The following is a 14,467-nucleotide window of genomic DNA, read 5'->3' as shown; positions in this document are numbered from 1 at the left end:
GGAGCTCTCATGGCAGTGACCTTCGCCCTTCTCGCCCTCGTCCTCGGACTCGCCCGGCTCGGTGTCTTCGTCGCCCTCCACCTCGTGCCCAGCGACTACTCGATCGTCTCCCATGCCGTCAGCGACTACGCGGTCGGACCGACGCGGAGGCTGAGTTCGATCATGACCTGGCTGACCGCAGGATTCTGGGCACTCCTCGCCGGAGCGGTGATCACAGGCGTCCCCGACTGGTCGGATGCCACGGGCATCACGATCGCCCTGCTCGTCCTCGCGGGGATCTTCGTCGCCCTCCCCTTCGCGCCGACCGATCTCGAGGGTGCGAAGACGACGCTCGTCGGCCGCCTCCACTACCTCTTCGCGATCGCCTGGTTCGCCCTCACCTACGCGTGCATGGGCAACTTCACCCGTCTCTTCACCGCCGAGGGCCCCGCGTGGCTCGCCTCGACGCTGGCCGTCATCGGGTGGATCGCCGCGATCTCGCTGGCCGTGAGCGTCCTCGTCCTCGTCGTCTCGAGGCTGAGGCCGAAGGTCTTCGGCATCTCCGAGCGGATCTTCATCCTCTCGGTGAGCCTCTTCTACATCGGCGTCGCCGCCGGACTGATGATGCTCAGCGCCTGAGACAGCCAGCTCCGCCCCGCTCACCCCGGTCCACCTTCCGCCCCGAGCCCGCCCGGGCCCCTCCGACGTCCTTGAGGCGTACACTCGATCCGTGCCGACGACGAACCCCAAGACCCCTCCCCGCAGACGCGGACGTCTCGCGTGGGGGTCGATCGTGCGCAACGCGGCCCTCGCCGTCGTCGTCCTCGCCGGACTCTGGCTCGTGGTCAACGTCCACCTGCCAACTCCCCGCGTGCTCCAGGATGAGATCGCCGAGGCGGGCGCGTGGGGCTTCGCCGTCTTCGTCGCCCTCGCCACGGTGGTCGCGGCCACCCCGATCCCGGTGACGATCGTCGCCGTCGCCGGTGGGCTCGCGTTCGGTCTGCCGCTGGGAACCCTGCTCACGCTCATCGGCATCGTCCTCGGAGGGTATGCCGGGTACTGGATCGCCCGGCGGCCTCGGCCGTCCGACCGCGAGGAAGATGCTCGGCTCCCACGCCGAGGCGGTCGAAACCCAACTCCACGGCGGCGGCTTCTACGCGGTGTGCACACTCCGCCTCCTGCCGGGTCTGCCGTACTGGCCGGTCAACTACGGCAGCGGCGCCTTCGGGATCGACAATCGCACGTTTCTCACGGCCACGACGATCTCCTCGCTGCCCGGCCTTTTCGCCCTCGTCGGCATCGGGGCCTTCATCGGCGACCCGAGCATTGCCAACGCTATCGCCGTCGGCGTCGCCTGGGTCCTCGTCGGCACCCTGACGATCCTCGCATTCCGTCGCTGGCGAGCGACGACCCGGGAACCTGCGGCCCAGAACGGCATCGACGAGCGCGACAACCGAGGGAATCCGGGACCCGTCACCGAGGCGGCCGACGGCTGAGGGTATCAGAACGCCCGGCCAGCGCCCTACCCGAAGTTCGGCTTGCGCCGCTCTTGGAAGGCGCGGAAGCCCTCGGCGTAGTCGGGGGTGCGCCGCGCCGTCTCCTGGAGGTGCGCTTCGGCGTCGAGGACCTCGGCGAACGAGGGCCGCTCGTCGGCGAGCCTCTGGACGAAGCCCTTCTCCATCGCGTACGCCTCGGCGGGGCCGGTGACGATCCGGGCGAGCTTCGCCGCGACGAAGTCCTCGAGTTCGGCCGCGGGGACGGCGCGGGAGACGATTCCCGTCGCCGCCGCCTCGGCGCCGGACATGAAGTCACCGGTGACGATGAGGTCCATCGTCCGGTGGTAGCCGACCCGGTCGAGGAAGACGTGATGGGCGCCGGAGTCGAGCACCGCCCCGATCGCGGCGAACGGCGAGCCGAACTTCGCATCCTCGGCGGCGTAGATGATGTCGGCGGCCGCGGCGAGACCGAAGCCGAGCCCGAGCGCCGCCCCCTGGACCTGGGCGACGACGGGGATGGAGAGGCCCCGGATGGCCTGGACGATCGGGGTGAACACCTCGGCGAGGAACGCGTGGGCGTCGTCGGTCTCGACGTCGACGGCGGAGATGTCGCGACCGGAGCAGAACACCTTCCCCTCACCGCGGATGAGGAGGACGCGGACGTCCGGCACCGCCTCGGCGACCGTCGACACCGCCTCGGCGAGGGCGCGGAGGCTGCCGGCATCGAGGGCGTTGCGGGACTCGGGTCCGTCGAGGACGATCTCGGCGATCGGGCCGCGGGTGGCCAGGCGGATCTCGGTCACCATTCGTAGAACCCCTTGCCCGTCTTGCGGCCGAGTTCGCCGGCGGCGACCTTGTCGCGGAGCAGCTGGGGTGGGGCGAAGCGGGGACCGAGTTCGCGTTCGAGGTGCTCGGCGATGCCGAGGCGGACGTCGAGGCCGACGATATCGGTCGTCTTCAGCGGTCCGGCCGGGTGCCGGTAGCCGAGCGTCATCGCGGTGTCGATGTCCTCGGCGCTGGCCACACCCTCTTCGACCATGCGCATCGCCTCGAGGGCGAGCGCGACGCCGAGGCGCGAGGACGCGAACCCGGGCGAATCGGTGACCGTGATCGGGGTCTTGCCGAGACCGGCCACCCAGTTCGTCGCGGCAGTGACGAGGTCGGGCGAGGTGCGGGAGCCGACGACGATCTCGACGAGGTCGGAGACCGGGACGGGGTTGAAGAAGTGGAGGCCGATGAGAGCCTGGGGGCGGGGCAGGACGGAGGCGAGCTCGTCGATCGAGAGTGAACTCGTGTTCGTCCCGATGCTCGCCGCGGGGGCGAACTTCGCGATGTCGGCGAGGACCCGCTGCTTGAGGGCGACGTCCTCGGGGACGGCTTCGACGACGAGCAGCGCCTGGTCGAGCAGGGTCGGGTCGCGGACGACCTCGACCCGGCCGGGGACCTCAAGGCCCTTCGCGCGGGACTTCTCGATCGAGGCCTCGACCCGCTCCCGGGCCGCGGCCGCGGTCTCCTCGGTGTTCTCGATGACGATGACGCGGGCGCCGGCGCTTGCGAACGCGTGGGCGATGCCCGCCCCCATCCGGCCGCCGCCGTAGACGCCGACGGTGTCAGGCACGTAGGCCCTGTCTTCGGTCGCCGGACGCGCCTCGTCGGTCGCGCCGGGGGCCGCCTGTGACTGGTTCTGCTCGCTCACTCGACTCTCTCCTGCTGCTTCTTCTCGCGCCGCTTCTCCTCGCGCCGGGCGAGGAAGGCGTCCATCCGGGCGAACTTCTCGTCGGTCTCGAAGAGCACCGCCTGGGCGACGTTGTCGATGAGGGGGTGGGCCTCGCGGGGGGCATGGAACGCCGACTTCGTCAGCCGCACGGCCAGGGGCGCGAAGCTCGCGATCCGGTCGGCGAGCGCCTCACCCGCGGCTTCGAGCTCATCGGGGTCGACGACGTCGTTGAGGAGACCGATGCTGCGGGCCTCATCGGCCTGGAGCGTGCGTCCGGCCAGGAGGATCTCCTTGGCCCGGGGCTCGCCGACGAGTTCGCGCAGGCGCCATGCGGCACCGGCCGCGGCGAGGATGCCGAGACCGGGTTCGGGGTTGCCGATCTTCGTCGCCGGCGTCCCGATGCGGAAGTCGCACGCGAACGCGAGCTCCGCTCCCCCGCCGAGGGCGTAGCCGTCGATGAGGCCGATGACGGGCATCGGCAGGTCGAGGATGCGGCTGAAGATCTTCGAGTTGATGCCGGCGAGCGCGTCGTCGCGGCGGCGCTCGCGCAGCTGACCGATGTCGGCTCCGGCGGCGAAGGTCCCTCCCGTGCCGGTGAGGATCGCGACCTGCGGGTGCGCTTCGAGTTCGGCGCAGACCTCGTGGAGGGCCTCGACCATCGTCAGGTCGATCGCGTTGCGCACCTCGGGGCGGTTGAGCCGGATGACCATCCGGTCGTCCCGACGTTCGACGAGCAGTGGGGAGGCGTCGTCGGCCGCGGAGGCGTCACTCGCGGCGGTGCCCTCTCCGCTCACAGAACCGTCGCCCTGCGACGCAGCCGTGCTCACGGGCGTTCCAGGAGGACGGCCGAACCCTGACCCACGCCGACGCACATCGTCGCCAGACCTCGCTGGTCCTCGCCCTGCTCCATGCGGTTGAGCAGGGTGAGCGTGATGCGGGTGCCCGAGGCGCCGAGAGGGTGGCCGAGCGCGATCGCCCCGCCGAACTGGTTGACGATGTCCGGGTTGAGCCCGAGATCGCGGATGCAGGCGAGCGACTGCGAGGCGAAGGCCTCGTTGAGTTCGACGGCATCGAGGTCGTTCACGCTCCAGCCGACGCGGGCGAGCGCCTTCTCGGTCGCGGGGACCGGGCCGATGCCCATGATCTCCGGGGGCACGCCGGCGCTGGCTCCGGCGACGACGCGGGCGCGCGGGTCAATGCCGTGCTTCTCGGCGTAGCGGTCGGAGACGAGGATCGTCACGGCGGCGCCGTCGTTGAGCGACGACGAGTTGCCGGCGGTGATGACGCTGCCCTCGCCGTGGAGGGCGCGCAGCTTCGCGAGCTTCTCCGGGGTCGTGTCCGGGCGTGGACCTTCGTCCTTGCTCACATCGCCGATGGGAAGGATCTCGGGGTCGAACTTCCCCTCGTCCTGCGCGGCGAGCGCCCGCTGGTGGGAGGCGAAGGCGAAGTCGTCGAGCTCCTCGCGGGAGATGTTCCACCGCTTGGCGACGTTCTCGGCCGTCTCAGGCATCGAGTAGGTGACGTTCTCCCCGAACTGCGGGTTGGGGAAGCGCCAGCCGATCGACGTGTCGAAGGACTTCCCGGGCTTCGCCCAGGCCTTCGAGGGCTTCTCGACCACCCAGGGTGCGCGGGTCATCGACTCGACGCCGCCGGCGACGACGACGTCGGCGTCTCCGGCCGCGATCATCGCCCGGCCCTGGATGATCGAGGTCAGTCCCGAGGCGCACAGCCGGTTGACGGTGAAGCCGGGGATCAAGTCGGGCAGGCCGGCGAGGAGGACGGCCATGCGGGCGACGTTGCGGTTGTCCTCCCCGGCCTGGTTCGCCGCCCCCATGATCACCTCGTCGATGTCGGCGGGGTCGATGCCGGTGCGGTCGACGACGGCTTTCAGCGTCGTCGCGAGGAGGTCGTCGGGCCGCTGGTCGGCGAGTGCGCCTCCGTAGCGGCCGATGGGCGTGCGCAGTCCGTCAAGGATGAATGCCTCGGGCATGATGCTCCTTCAAGTCGGTTCAGACGAGTCGATCGTAACGCCTGCCACATCAGGCCGGGGCAGGGGGCCGGATGGCGGTATCGCCACCCGAACCGGGGTCAGGAGTCGAAGTCGATGGTGACTTCGTCGCTGACCGGGAAGGTCTGGCAGGTGAGGACGAAGTTCGCCTCCACCTCGGCGTCCTCGAGGGCGTAATTGCGGACCATGTCGACCTCGCCCGCGCACACCTTCGCCCGGCACGTCCCGCACACCCCGCCCTTGCACGCGAAGGGCAGGTCGGAGCGGGACTCCTGCGCGGAGTCGAGGATGGTCTTGCCCTGTGCCATCGCCGAGGTGGTCCGCCGTCCGTCGAGGATGACCGTGACCTCGCTCGTCGCCCCCTCGAGGACCTTGTCGGCGTGGGCGACCTCGGGTGGGGGCTCATCGACGTAGAAGAGCTCGAAGTGGACCTTCTCCTTCGGCACCCCGAGCTCGTCGAGCACGGTGCGGGCGTCGCCGAGCATCCCGAAAGGACCGCACAGCCACACATGGTCGACATCGTGCACGGGCACGAGGTAGGTGAGCAGCTGGCGCAGCTTCTCCTCGTCGAGGCGGCCGGAGAAGAGCTCGACCTCGCGGGGTTCGCGGGAGAGGACGTGGACGAGGTCGAGCTGCTGGTTGCGCGCGTCCTTGAGGTCGGCGAGTTCCTCGGCGAACATCACGGTGTTCGTCGAGCGGTTGCCGTAGAGGAGGGTGACGGACGCGTCGGGGTTGGTGAGCACCGTCGACGCGATCGAGAGCATCGGGGTGATGCCGGAACCGGCGGCGATGCACAGGTGCTTGCCGCCGAGGCTCGCGTCGGCCCGGAAGCTGCCGCTGGGCGGCTGGACCTCGATCGTCTCACCGGGGCGGACGTCGCGGACGAGCCAGCGGGAGAAGAGGCCGTCGGGGATCTCGCGCACGCCGATGCGCGGGGCAGCTCCCGCGGGCGCACAGATGGAGTAGGTGCGGCGGTGCTCGACGCCGTCGATCATCCGACGCAGGGTGAGCGACTGTCCGGCGGCGAAGTCGAAGAGCTCGGCCACCTCGGCGGGCACGTCGAAGGTCACGGCCGCGGAGTCCTCGGTGAGGTGCTCGACGGTGCGCACGGTGAGCGGGTGGAAGCCGGTGCGGTCAGCGGCCTGACCCGTGGACTCCGCGGGGGCGGTCTGGCCGACAGTCTCGGCGTCTCGGCCGATCGTCTCGGTCATCTCGAATCTCCTTCACGTGTTCGAACGGTTCGAGGCAGTCCCGGCACTGGTACATCGCCTTGCAGGCGGTGGGACCGAACTCCGAGGTGAGCGCCACGTTGCCCGATCCGCACAGGGTGCACACGATCGCGCGGCGGGTGGGCATGAGGGTGAGCGCGACGGGTCCCTGCCGGCGCGGCGCCTGGCCGGGCGGGGAGATGCCGGCCTCCGCGAGCGCCTCCCGGCCCTCGTCGGTGATCCAGTCGCTCGACCACGCCGGGGTGAGGGAGACGCGGATCTCCGCGTCGGGGAATCCTGCGTCCTCGAGTTCGCGCTGGAGGTCATCGCGCATCGTCGCCATCGCCGGGCAGCCCGAATACGTCGGGGTGATCGTCGCGACGACGTGGTCGTCCTCGAGCGTGACCTCCCGAAGCACGCCGAGGTCGACGAGCGTGAGCATCGGCATCTCCGGGTCGGTGACCCGGGCGGCGGCGGCACGGGCCCGGTCGACCGCCTCGGCGGGGGATTCCAGGGTCGCGTTCATCACCACTGGCCCTGCGGGTGGGCGCGGGCGACGACCTGCATCTCGGCGAGCATGCGGGACAGCGCCTCGGTGTGGAGCCCGTCACGGCCCTTCTTGCCGCGGACCCCGGCGAGTGCTCCCGCCTCCGGGCGGTCGACGCCGGCGGCGGCGAAGACCTGGTCGAGGATGACACCGGCCTCGTCGGCCACCTCGGCGGGGTCGACGCCGATGCCGGCTTCGGCCACGGAAGCCTCGATCGGGTGGGTCTCGAAGAGCTCGGACCACAGCGGCCACAGGCCGCTCAGTGCGGTGAGCAAGCGAGCACGGGACTCCTCGGTGCCCTGGGCGAGCGTGACGACCCAGCGGCCGGCGAAGTCGCGGTGGTAGGACATCTCCTTGACGCCCTTGGCGGCAATCGCGGAGAGCACGGAGTCGCGGCTGGCGGTGAGGCGTTCGAAGAGGGCGAGGCGCCAGGTCGAGTAGATGAGGATCTTCGCGACCGCCTCGGCGAAGTCGCCGTTGGGGACCTCGGCGAGGCGGACGTTGCGGAAGTCCATGTCCTCGCGGAAGAAGGCGAGCCGGTCCTCGTCGGGCACCGGTGATCCCTCCGGCAGCTGCGGGACGAGGGCGGGGTCGGCTGCGGCGGCGCGGGCGAGGAGGAGGCGGGCCTGGCCGAGGAGGTCGAGGGAGATGTTCGCGAGCGCGATGTCCTCTTCGAGGTCAGGGGCGTTGGAGCACCATTCGGAGATCCGCTGGGAGAAGACGAGCGCATCGTCGCCGAGCATGAGGCAGTACTGGGCGAGCTCAGACGGGTCGACGCCGTCGGGCACGGTCGTGTCGACCCCGGCGAGCGGGTCCTCGAAGTCCGTGCCGAAGGCCCAATGGGCGTCGTTGACGAGGAGGCCCGAGTAGGCGTTCTCGTGCTCGTCGTGTTCTGCCGTGGGCTCGTGGACCTCAGGGGCGTTGGATTCGTTCGCCGAGGCGGCGTTGGGAGTCGTCATGTGATGCTCTTCCCTCACATGTGCGGGACATCGTCGGGGATGTCGTAGAAGGTCGGGTGACGGTAGACCTTGTCGCCGCTCGGGGCGAACATCGGGTCCTTCTCGTCGGGGCTCGAGGCGGTGATGTCCGATGAGCGCACGACCCAGATGCTCACACCTTCGTTGCGGCGCGTGTAGACGTCGCGGGCGTGGCGGATCGCGAGCTGGTCGTCGGGGGCGTGGAGCGAGCCGACGTGGACGTGGTTGAGGCCGCGCTTGCCGCGGACGAAGACCTCGTAGAGGGGCCATTCGCCGCGCACGGTCGGGGTCGTCCCTCCGGTGGCCGGGGTGGACTCGGTCATTCTGCGGCCCCCTCGGCGGTGGTGTCGGCGGTTGCGGCGAACTGGGCGTCTGCCGCGGCCTGGGCGGACTTCTCGGCGAAGGCGAGCGCGGCATCGCGCACCCACGCACCCTCGTCCCACGCGCGCTTGCGGTGGGCGATGCGCTGTTCGTTGCAGGGGCCGTTGCCCTTGACGACGGCCCAGAACTCGTCCCAGTCGGGGGTCGAGAAGTCGTAGTGTCCGCGCTCCTCGTTCCACTTGAGGTTCTCGTCGGGGAACGTCACGCCGAGCGCCTCGGCCTGCGGGATCGACATGTCGACGAACTTCTGGCGCAGCTCGTTGTTCGTGTGGGTCTTGATGCCCCACTCCATCGACTGTGCGGTGTTCGGCGAATCGTCGTCGGGGGGTCCGAACATCATCAGGGCCGGCCACCAGAAGCGGTTGACCGATTCCTGGACCATCGCCCGCTGCTCGTCGGTGCCGCGCATCATCGTCATGAGCAGCTCGTAGCCCTGGCGCTGGTGGAAGGACTCCTCCTTGCAGATGCGGATCATCGCGCGCCCGTAGGGGCCGAAGGAGGTCCGGCACAGGGGCACCTGGTTGCAAATCGCCGCGCCGTCGACGAGCCAGCCGATCGTGCCGACATCGGTGTAGGACAGGGTCGGGTAGTTGAAGATCGAGGAGTACTTCTGCTTGCCGGCGATGAGCTTCTCGGTGAGTTCGTTGCGGCTGGCTCCGAGCGTCTCGGCTGCCGAGTAGAGGTAGAGGCCGTGACCCGCTTCGTCCTGGACCTTCGCGAGCAGGATCGCCTTGCGCCGCAGGGAGGGCGCGCGGGAGATCCAGTTGCCCTCGGGCTGCATGCCGATGATCTCCGAGTGCGCGTGCTGGGCGACCTGGCGGATGAGCGTCTTGCGGTAGGGCTCGGGCATCCAGTCGCGCGGTTCGATCCGGTCCTTGGCCTCGATCGTGTCGGCGAACTGCGCCTCGAGCTGCGTTTCGTTGACTTCCGTTGTCATGACCACTCCACCCCCTGGGTGCGCCCTTCCTCGTCACGCGCCCGACCCGTGATCCGGGTGCGGCACTGCTGGTGCGGCGGACGGGATGCGCTCCGTCATCACAGGCCGCCGGAACCGTTCGATCATTTACTGACCGTTTGTTCTGTAATGTTCTTCACCAGTGTGGCATACCCCACGCCGAGGTGCAATATCGGGACAGGGAGACCGACCTGAACTCCGGGCGGTCCCTGCGCGAGACCTCGCCCAAGCGGTGCCGCCGATCCCCCAGCCTGCCGCCGGCGATGCGGGCACCCGAAGCCACAACAGCACAGCCGACTCGACGAGTGGTCGACCGTCGCCAATGTCCGAACCCACCTCTCCCATCACGCGTTTCACCGCCGCCCCGGGGCGGGAAGACGGTCGTCGCCACCGAGGATGGGTTCGTGAGGCTCCTGAGAATCCGAGACTCCGCAAACGCCCGAGCCCGAAAATCCGCGCCCCATAAAAACCAAGACACCTTTCCCTAAATGGATCGGCCGACGCCTCGAATTCTCAATTCCGAAGACAATCTTCAACTACTTCTGGTTTTGACCGCGCCGATCCGCGGTGAAAAGATTGCTTCGCTCTAAAATGTGGGTGAATGAAGAATAACGTGCGGAGGTACGGACGGTGAACGGTCGTCGAGCAACGATGAAGGCGCGCGCCAGACAGTACCGCCGCAAAGCAGCGACCATGCTCACCGACCAGCAGAAGCTCTGGCTGTCAGAGGTGCGCCATGGTGAGACAGATCTGCAGCGCCGCATGCGAACCGTACTTCGACCGGGGTTGGCCAAGGAACCGAAAGTGGTGGCGACTCGAACGCACGATTCGATCGCAGCACAAGAAGACAATCTGCGCACAGTGCGCACCGTCCTCGCCGAGGCGGGCATCGATTTCGTCGAACTCCCCCGACGCGCCCGCGATCGCTCACGACTGGTCATTCCGCAGTCGCAGATTCGGCGCGCCCAGCAGGCATTGTCGGCTCTGGATCCTCAGGACGGATGGACACAGTTCCGGCGGTATCGGTCGTGGGCGAGTGGGAGTCGTCGCCGCCAGCGTGACGATCCGTTCTCCGTCGCGATGATCATCTGCCACCGTCGCGTGGTCGCCCCGAGCGGCCGCATCCTCAGCACCGGCTTCGAGGGCGTCATCATCGAAGCGTGGGCGGACCTGGGACCCCGACGGGCACGCGTGGACGGGTCGACGCACATCCCGGGAACCCTTCACCGCATCGCGAGACAGCCCCGCACACTGGTCGAGTACTTCACTCCCGAGACCTGGGAGGCGTCATTGGCAAATGACAATCGCACCGTGCTGCCCGATGCCCCTGACCTCTACGCCGTCGCGGGACCGGTCGACCTCGTCTACACGTGGGTCGACGGCTCGGACCCTCTGTGGCGGGCGAAGAAGTCACGCGCCGAAGCTGAGATGCGTGGCGAGCAGATCAACGACACCGCGGTTTCCGAGTCGCGCTTCGCCGACCGGCAGGAGCTTCGCTACTCTCTGCGATCGGTCGAAGCCTACGCCAGTTGGGTCAACCACATCTACCTCGTCACCGACGCTCAGGTCCCCGAGTGGCTCAACGTCGATCACCCCAAGATCACGGTCATCGACCACAGAGACATCTTCACCGACACCGACAATCTGCCTGTCTTCAACTCGCATGCGATCGAGTCTCAACTCCACCACATCCCCGGGCTGAGCGAGAACTACCTCTACATGAACGACGACCTGTTCTTCATGCGCCCGACCAGCCCCGAACTCTTCTTCACCGGAAGCGGACTCTCCCGTTTCTTCCCGTCGACGGCACCTCTCGACCTCGACGACCCGAGCGCCCGAGACATGCCAGTCCTCTCGGCTGCCAAACGAGGAAGACAGTTCATGCTCGACGAACACGGCCGACGGGTGGCCAACAAGTTCAAGCACACGCCTCACCCACAGGTGAGGTCAGTCATGGAAGATTTCGAGGCGACGCATCAGGACCTGTTCGACCACGTCGCACGCTCGAAGTTCCGTCATCCCGATGACTATTCGATCACCTCGGCGCTCTACCATTTCCACGCCTACGCGCAGGGCAAAGCCATCGACTCGTCCATTCGCTACGCCTACATGGACATCTCACGACCCGATGCCGAACTGTACATGCGGCGCCTTCTCCGCCGACGCAACCTCGACGTCCTCTGCCTCAACGACACCGATTCCTCACCGGAGGCGCAAGAGCACCTCGATGCGATGATGAGCTGGTTCCTCAACGAGAAGTTCCCGCTCCCGAGCAGTTTCGAGAAGTAGACCCGGCCTCCCCCCTCCCGGCCCTCCGACTTGACAGAGACGCCGATCACAACGATATTTATTGACCAGATGGTCGTTTATTCCGATCCCGTGTCGCACGTCGGATCGGGCGACGGAGGCAGTGCATCGCATCGGTGCGAGGAGGAACCTGACATGGGAGAGACGACCACAACGACGACGGACACCAGTTCCGGCGCGGCTCCCTCACAAAACACCCATGCCGATCCCACGGCGACTCCCTCCTCTGCCTCCGTCGCCCCCGGCATCGGGAACGAAGCACATACCGGCGCGGCCGCGATGTACGCGAACGACCGCGCCTCCCAGCACCTCGGCATCACCCTCGACGATCACGGCCCCGGCTGGGCGCAGTGCTCGATGACGGTCACCGACATCATGGCCAACGGCCACGAGATCACCCACGGCGGCTACATCTTCCTCTTCGCCGACACGACGTTCGCGATGGCGTGCAACTATCCGGGTTCGGTCACCGTCGCCTCGGGCGGGGACATCACCTTCCTCAAGCCGACCCGCGTCGGCGACGAACTCGTCGCCCACGGCCGCGAGATCGTCAAGCAGGGCCGCTCGGGCATCTACGACGTCGAGGTCAAGCGCGGCGACGAGATCGTCGCGGTCTACCGCGGACGCTCCCGCACCCTACCGGCACCGAAGCCGGCCACCTCCTGACCCTCACCGCGGACCACGCTCACCCGGCGTCTCCCGCGTCGCGCCCCCACCTCGGCGCTTCCTGACTCGACACCTCACCTGCACGGATTCCCAAGGAGACGATGATGACCACGACCGACAGCGACGCCGGTCCGACGATGTGCCTCGACGAGCTGCGCGCCGATCAGCTCGCCAACCTCAAGACCACGGTGGCCGCCGTGTACGAGAAGGTGCCGCACTACCGGAAGGCCTTCGACGACCTCGGCATCACCCCCGCCGACATCACCAGCCCCGACGACATCGCGAAGCTGCCGTTCACGAACAAGCAGGACCTGCGGGACAACTACCCGTTCGGACTCTTCGCCGTCCCGCGTGAGGACGTCGCGCGCATCCACGCCTCCTCCGGCACGACCGGCCTGCCCACCGTCGTCGGGTACACGCAGAACGACCTCGACGTGTGGAGCCGACTCATCAAACGCTCGATCCTCGGCGCCGGCGGAAAGCCGGGGCAGATGCTCCACAACGCCTACGGCTACGGCCTGTTCACCGGCGGTCTCGGCGTCCACGGCGCCGAACGCCACGGCTTCACCGTCGTCCCGATCTCCGGCGGCCAGACCGAGCGCCAGGTCCAGCTCATCCAGGACTTCAAGCCCGACATCATCACGGCCACCCCGACCTACCTGCTCACGATCCTCGACGAGTTCCACAAGCAGGGCATCGACCCGACCTCGACGAGCCTCAAGGTCGCCATCTGCGGCGCCGAACCGTGGACGGACGAGATGCGCCGGGAGATCGAGCGGTCCTTCGCGATCGACGCCGTCGACATCTACGGCCTCTCCGAGGTCATGGGCCCCGGCGTCGCATGCGAATCCGCCGAGACCAAGGACGGCCCGACGATCTGGGAGGACCACTTCTACCCCGAGATCGTCGACCCCTTCACCGGCGAGGTGCTCCCCGACGGCGAGGAGGGCGAACTCGTCTTCACCTCGCTGACGAAGGAGGCGCTGCCGATCATCCGCTACCGCACCCACGACCTCGCGAGCCTCCTGCCCGGCACCGCGCACCCGAACTTCCGCCGCATCTCGCGCATCACCGGCCGCTCCGACGACCTCATCATCATCCGCGGCGTCAACGTCTACCCCGCCAACGTCGAATCCGTCCTCTTCGAGTTCGAGCACTTGAGCCCCCACTTCCAGCTCGTCCTCACCCGCCCAGGGCGGATGGACGAGGTCACCGTCGAGGTCGAGTGCCGCGAGAACGTCGGCGCCGTCGAACGCGAGGGCCTCGACCGCCGCGTCGCCGCCCGGATCAAGGAGCGCCTCGGCGTCTCCTCGACCGTCGACATCAAGGACCCCGGTTCGCTGCCGCGCTCGGTCGGCAAGCTCAAGCGCATCATCGACCGTCGCGAGAACATCCGCTAGGTCCGCTGTGACTCGGATCGCGGCACCGCCGGCTTCCGCTGATTAGACTGATTCCCATGTCCAAGAGCCCGTCACCTGCACAGACTCCGTCGACCGCGACGGAGTCCGTCACCGGTGACCTCGCCGAGGCGGGAGCTGGGTCCGGATCCGCCGCCGAGGCGGGGGTCGGGTCGGAGCCGAAGCGGACCCGCCGCGGTCGGCCCGGCTACGACCGGGAGACGCTCATCAACAAGGCCACCGAGGTCTTCGTCTCCCGCGGCTACGACGGCACGTCGATGGACACAGTCGCCCGCGAGCTCGGGATCACGAAATCGGCGATCTACCACCATGTGAAGTCGAAGGAGGAGCTGCTGCGGCTGGCGATCAACCGCGGCACCGACGCTCTCGCCTCGGCGGTGGAGTCCGAGTCCCACCGGCAGGATCTCAGCGCCCTCGAACGCCTGCGCCACGCCGTCCACTCGAGCGTGCTCATCCTCATCGAATACCACCACTCGGTCACCCTGCTCCTGCGGGTGCGCGGGAACTCCGCGGTCGAACGCGATGCGCTCGAGCAGCGGCGGCAGATCGACATGAAGATCCGCGCCCTCGTCACCGCGGCGATCGAGGAGGGCGGCGTCCGCGCCGACTTCCCGCCGGGCCTCGTCACCCGCCTCCTCTTCGGCATGGTCAACTCGATCACCGAGTGGTACCGCCCGGGCTATCCCGTCGACCCCGAGACCATCGCCGAGGCGGTCACCGCGATGGCCTTCAACGGCCTCGCCGAATAGAGCGCGCACACGCGCCCGTGCGATCGGGGCCGCCGACAGTGCTGATCACGGTCGTTTCC

General features: G+C 68.4%; 15 protein-coding genes. 6 read left to right on the top strand and 9 right to left on the bottom strand.

Annotated elements, in window-relative coordinates:
- The first annotated feature begins 9 nt into the window (after positions 1-9).
- Both AC0VYB_RS00665 and AC0VYB_RS00660 read left to right on the top strand, forming a co-directional pair.
- Positions 10-618: a DUF998 domain-containing protein gene (locus AC0VYB_RS00665; protein WP_063248723.1), complete on the top strand. Its 609-nt coding sequence runs from the start codon at positions 10-12 to the stop codon at positions 616-618.
- 410 nt (positions 619-1,028) lie between these two features.
- Complete coding sequence (locus AC0VYB_RS00660; protein WP_227007151.1) at positions 1,029-1,475, top strand: TVP38/TMEM64 family protein; 447 nt, start codon at positions 1,029-1,031, stop codon at positions 1,473-1,475.
- Between the two features lie 26 nt (positions 1,476-1,501).
- On the opposite strand, the gene AC0VYB_RS00655 is transcribed toward AC0VYB_RS00660, so the two are convergent.
- The 9 genes from AC0VYB_RS00655 to paaA form a co-directional block, all read right to left on the bottom strand.
- The gene (locus tag AC0VYB_RS00655) at positions 1,502-2,281 is read right to left on the bottom strand and encodes an enoyl-CoA hydratase/isomerase family protein (protein ID WP_162909134.1); all 780 of its coding nucleotides are present in this window, start codon (positions 2,279-2,281) and stop codon (positions 1,502-1,504) included.
- Entirely contained in the window at positions 2,275-3,057 is a 783-nt protein-coding gene (locus AC0VYB_RS00650; RefSeq protein ID WP_063248799.1) for a 3-hydroxyacyl-CoA dehydrogenase family protein, read from the bottom strand. Before AC0VYB_RS00650 ends, AC0VYB_RS00655 begins: the two co-directional genes overlap by 7 nt.
- 110 nt (positions 3,058-3,167) lie before the next feature.
- On the bottom strand, positions 3,168-3,902 hold the full coding sequence (locus AC0VYB_RS00645) for an enoyl-CoA hydratase/isomerase family protein (protein WP_435382117.1): 735 nt from the start codon (positions 3,900-3,902) through the stop codon (positions 3,168-3,170).
- Positions 3,903-4,015: 113 nt separating this feature from the next.
- A complete protein-coding gene (locus AC0VYB_RS00640; protein ID WP_475384913.1) occupies positions 4,016-5,182 on the bottom strand; it encodes a thiolase family protein in 1,167 nt (388 codons plus the stop codon).
- Between the two features lie 98 nt (positions 5,183-5,280).
- Entirely contained in the window at positions 5,281-6,411 is a 1,131-nt protein-coding gene (gene paaE, locus AC0VYB_RS00635; RefSeq protein WP_227007150.1) for a 1,2-phenylacetyl-CoA epoxidase subunit PaaE, read from the bottom strand.
- Entirely contained in the window at positions 6,335-6,934 is a 600-nt protein-coding gene (gene paaD / locus AC0VYB_RS00630; RefSeq protein WP_475384912.1) for a 1,2-phenylacetyl-CoA epoxidase subunit PaaD, read from the bottom strand. The genes paaE and paaD overlap by 77 nt, the downstream gene beginning before the upstream one ends.
- Positions 6,934-7,914, bottom strand: a complete 981-nt coding sequence (gene paaC, locus AC0VYB_RS00625; RefSeq protein ID WP_119297120.1) for a 1,2-phenylacetyl-CoA epoxidase subunit PaaC — start codon at positions 7,912-7,914, stop codon at positions 6,934-6,936. Before paaC ends, paaD begins: the two co-directional genes overlap by 1 nt.
- A gap of 14 nt (positions 7,915-7,928) precedes the next feature.
- Complete coding sequence (gene paaB / locus AC0VYB_RS00620; protein ID WP_101624274.1) at positions 7,929-8,255, bottom strand: 1,2-phenylacetyl-CoA epoxidase subunit PaaB; 327 nt, start codon at positions 8,253-8,255, stop codon at positions 7,929-7,931.
- Positions 8,252-9,250, bottom strand: coding sequence for a 1,2-phenylacetyl-CoA epoxidase subunit PaaA (paaA, locus tag AC0VYB_RS00615; protein WP_475384911.1), 999 nt, complete (start codon positions 9,248-9,250; stop codon positions 8,252-8,254). Before paaA ends, paaB begins: the two co-directional genes overlap by 4 nt.
- 825 nt (positions 9,251-10,075) lie before the next feature.
- On the opposite strand from paaA, the gene AC0VYB_RS00610 reads away from it, so the two are divergent.
- From AC0VYB_RS00610 to AC0VYB_RS00595, 4 genes are all read left to right on the top strand, one after another.
- Positions 10,076-11,557: a stealth family protein gene (locus tag AC0VYB_RS00610; RefSeq protein ID WP_162909133.1), complete on the top strand. Its 1,482-nt coding sequence runs from the start codon at positions 10,076-10,078 to the stop codon at positions 11,555-11,557.
- Between the two features lie 153 nt (positions 11,558-11,710).
- Entirely contained in the window at positions 11,711-12,241 is a 531-nt protein-coding gene (paaI, locus tag AC0VYB_RS00605) for a hydroxyphenylacetyl-CoA thioesterase PaaI (RefSeq protein WP_308443558.1), read from the top strand.
- Between the two features lie 104 nt (positions 12,242-12,345).
- Positions 12,346-13,641 carry a phenylacetate--CoA ligase PaaK gene (gene paaK / locus AC0VYB_RS00600; protein ID WP_179952602.1) on the top strand — a complete coding sequence of 432 codons (1,296 nt, stop codon included), beginning with the start codon at positions 12,346-12,348 and terminating at the stop codon, positions 13,639-13,641.
- A 56-nt stretch (positions 13,642-13,697) separates the two neighbouring features.
- A complete protein-coding gene (locus AC0VYB_RS00595; RefSeq protein ID WP_201671821.1) occupies positions 13,698-14,408 on the top strand; it encodes a TetR/AcrR family transcriptional regulator in 711 nt (236 codons plus the stop codon).
- Positions 14,409-14,467: the final 59 nt, after the last annotated feature.

This window comes from Brevibacterium sp. Z349TD_9, from assembly GCF_056173565.1.
The sequence above is the reverse complement of the archived record's forward strand: the minus strand, read 5'-3'. Positions and strand labels throughout refer to the sequence as shown.

Bases quoted from the DNA above. Each gene is read 5' to 3' on its own strand.
- paaB (WP_101624274.1), bottom strand. From the start codon at position 8,255: ATGACCGAGTCCACCCCGGCCACCGGAGGGACGACCCCGACCGTGCGC.
- AC0VYB_RS00645 (WP_435382117.1), bottom strand. From the start codon at position 3,902: ATGGTCATCCGGCTCAACCGCCCCGAGGTGCGCAACGCGATCGACCTG.
- paaI (WP_308443558.1), top strand. From the start codon at position 11,711: ATGGGAGAGACGACCACAACGACGACGGACACCAGTTCCGGCGCGGCT.
- AC0VYB_RS00595 (WP_201671821.1), top strand. From the start codon at position 13,698: ATGTCCAAGAGCCCGTCACCTGCACAGACTCCGTCGACCGCGACGGAG.
- AC0VYB_RS00655 (WP_162909134.1), bottom strand. From the start codon at position 2,281: ATGGTGACCGAGATCCGCCTGGCCACCCGCGGCCCGATCGCCGAGATC.
- paaD (WP_475384912.1), bottom strand. From the start codon at position 6,934: ATGAACGCGACCCTGGAATCCCCCGCCGAGGCGGTCGACCGGGCCCGT.
- AC0VYB_RS00665 (WP_063248723.1), top strand. From the start codon at position 10: ATGGCAGTGACCTTCGCCCTTCTCGCCCTCGTCCTCGGACTCGCCCGG.
- paaC (WP_119297120.1), bottom strand. From the start codon at position 7,914: ATGACGACTCCCAACGCCGCCTCGGCGAACGAATCCAACGCCCCTGAG.
- AC0VYB_RS00640 (WP_475384913.1), bottom strand. From the start codon at position 5,182: ATGCCCGAGGCATTCATCCTTGACGGACTGCGCACGCCCATCGGCCGC.
- paaE (WP_227007150.1), bottom strand. From the start codon at position 6,411: ATGACCGAGACGATCGGCCGAGACGCCGAGACTGTCGGCCAGACCGCC.
- AC0VYB_RS00650 (WP_063248799.1), bottom strand. From the start codon at position 3,057: ATGGGGGCGGGCATCGCCCACGCGTTCGCAAGCGCCGGCGCCCGCGTC.
- paaA (WP_475384911.1), bottom strand. From the start codon at position 9,250: ATGACAACGGAAGTCAACGAAACGCAGCTCGAGGCGCAGTTCGCCGAC.
- paaK (WP_179952602.1), top strand. From the start codon at position 12,346: ATGACCACGACCGACAGCGACGCCGGTCCGACGATGTGCCTCGACGAG.
- AC0VYB_RS00660 (WP_227007151.1), top strand. From the start codon at position 1,029: ATGCCGGGTACTGGATCGCCCGGCGGCCTCGGCCGTCCGACCGCGAGG.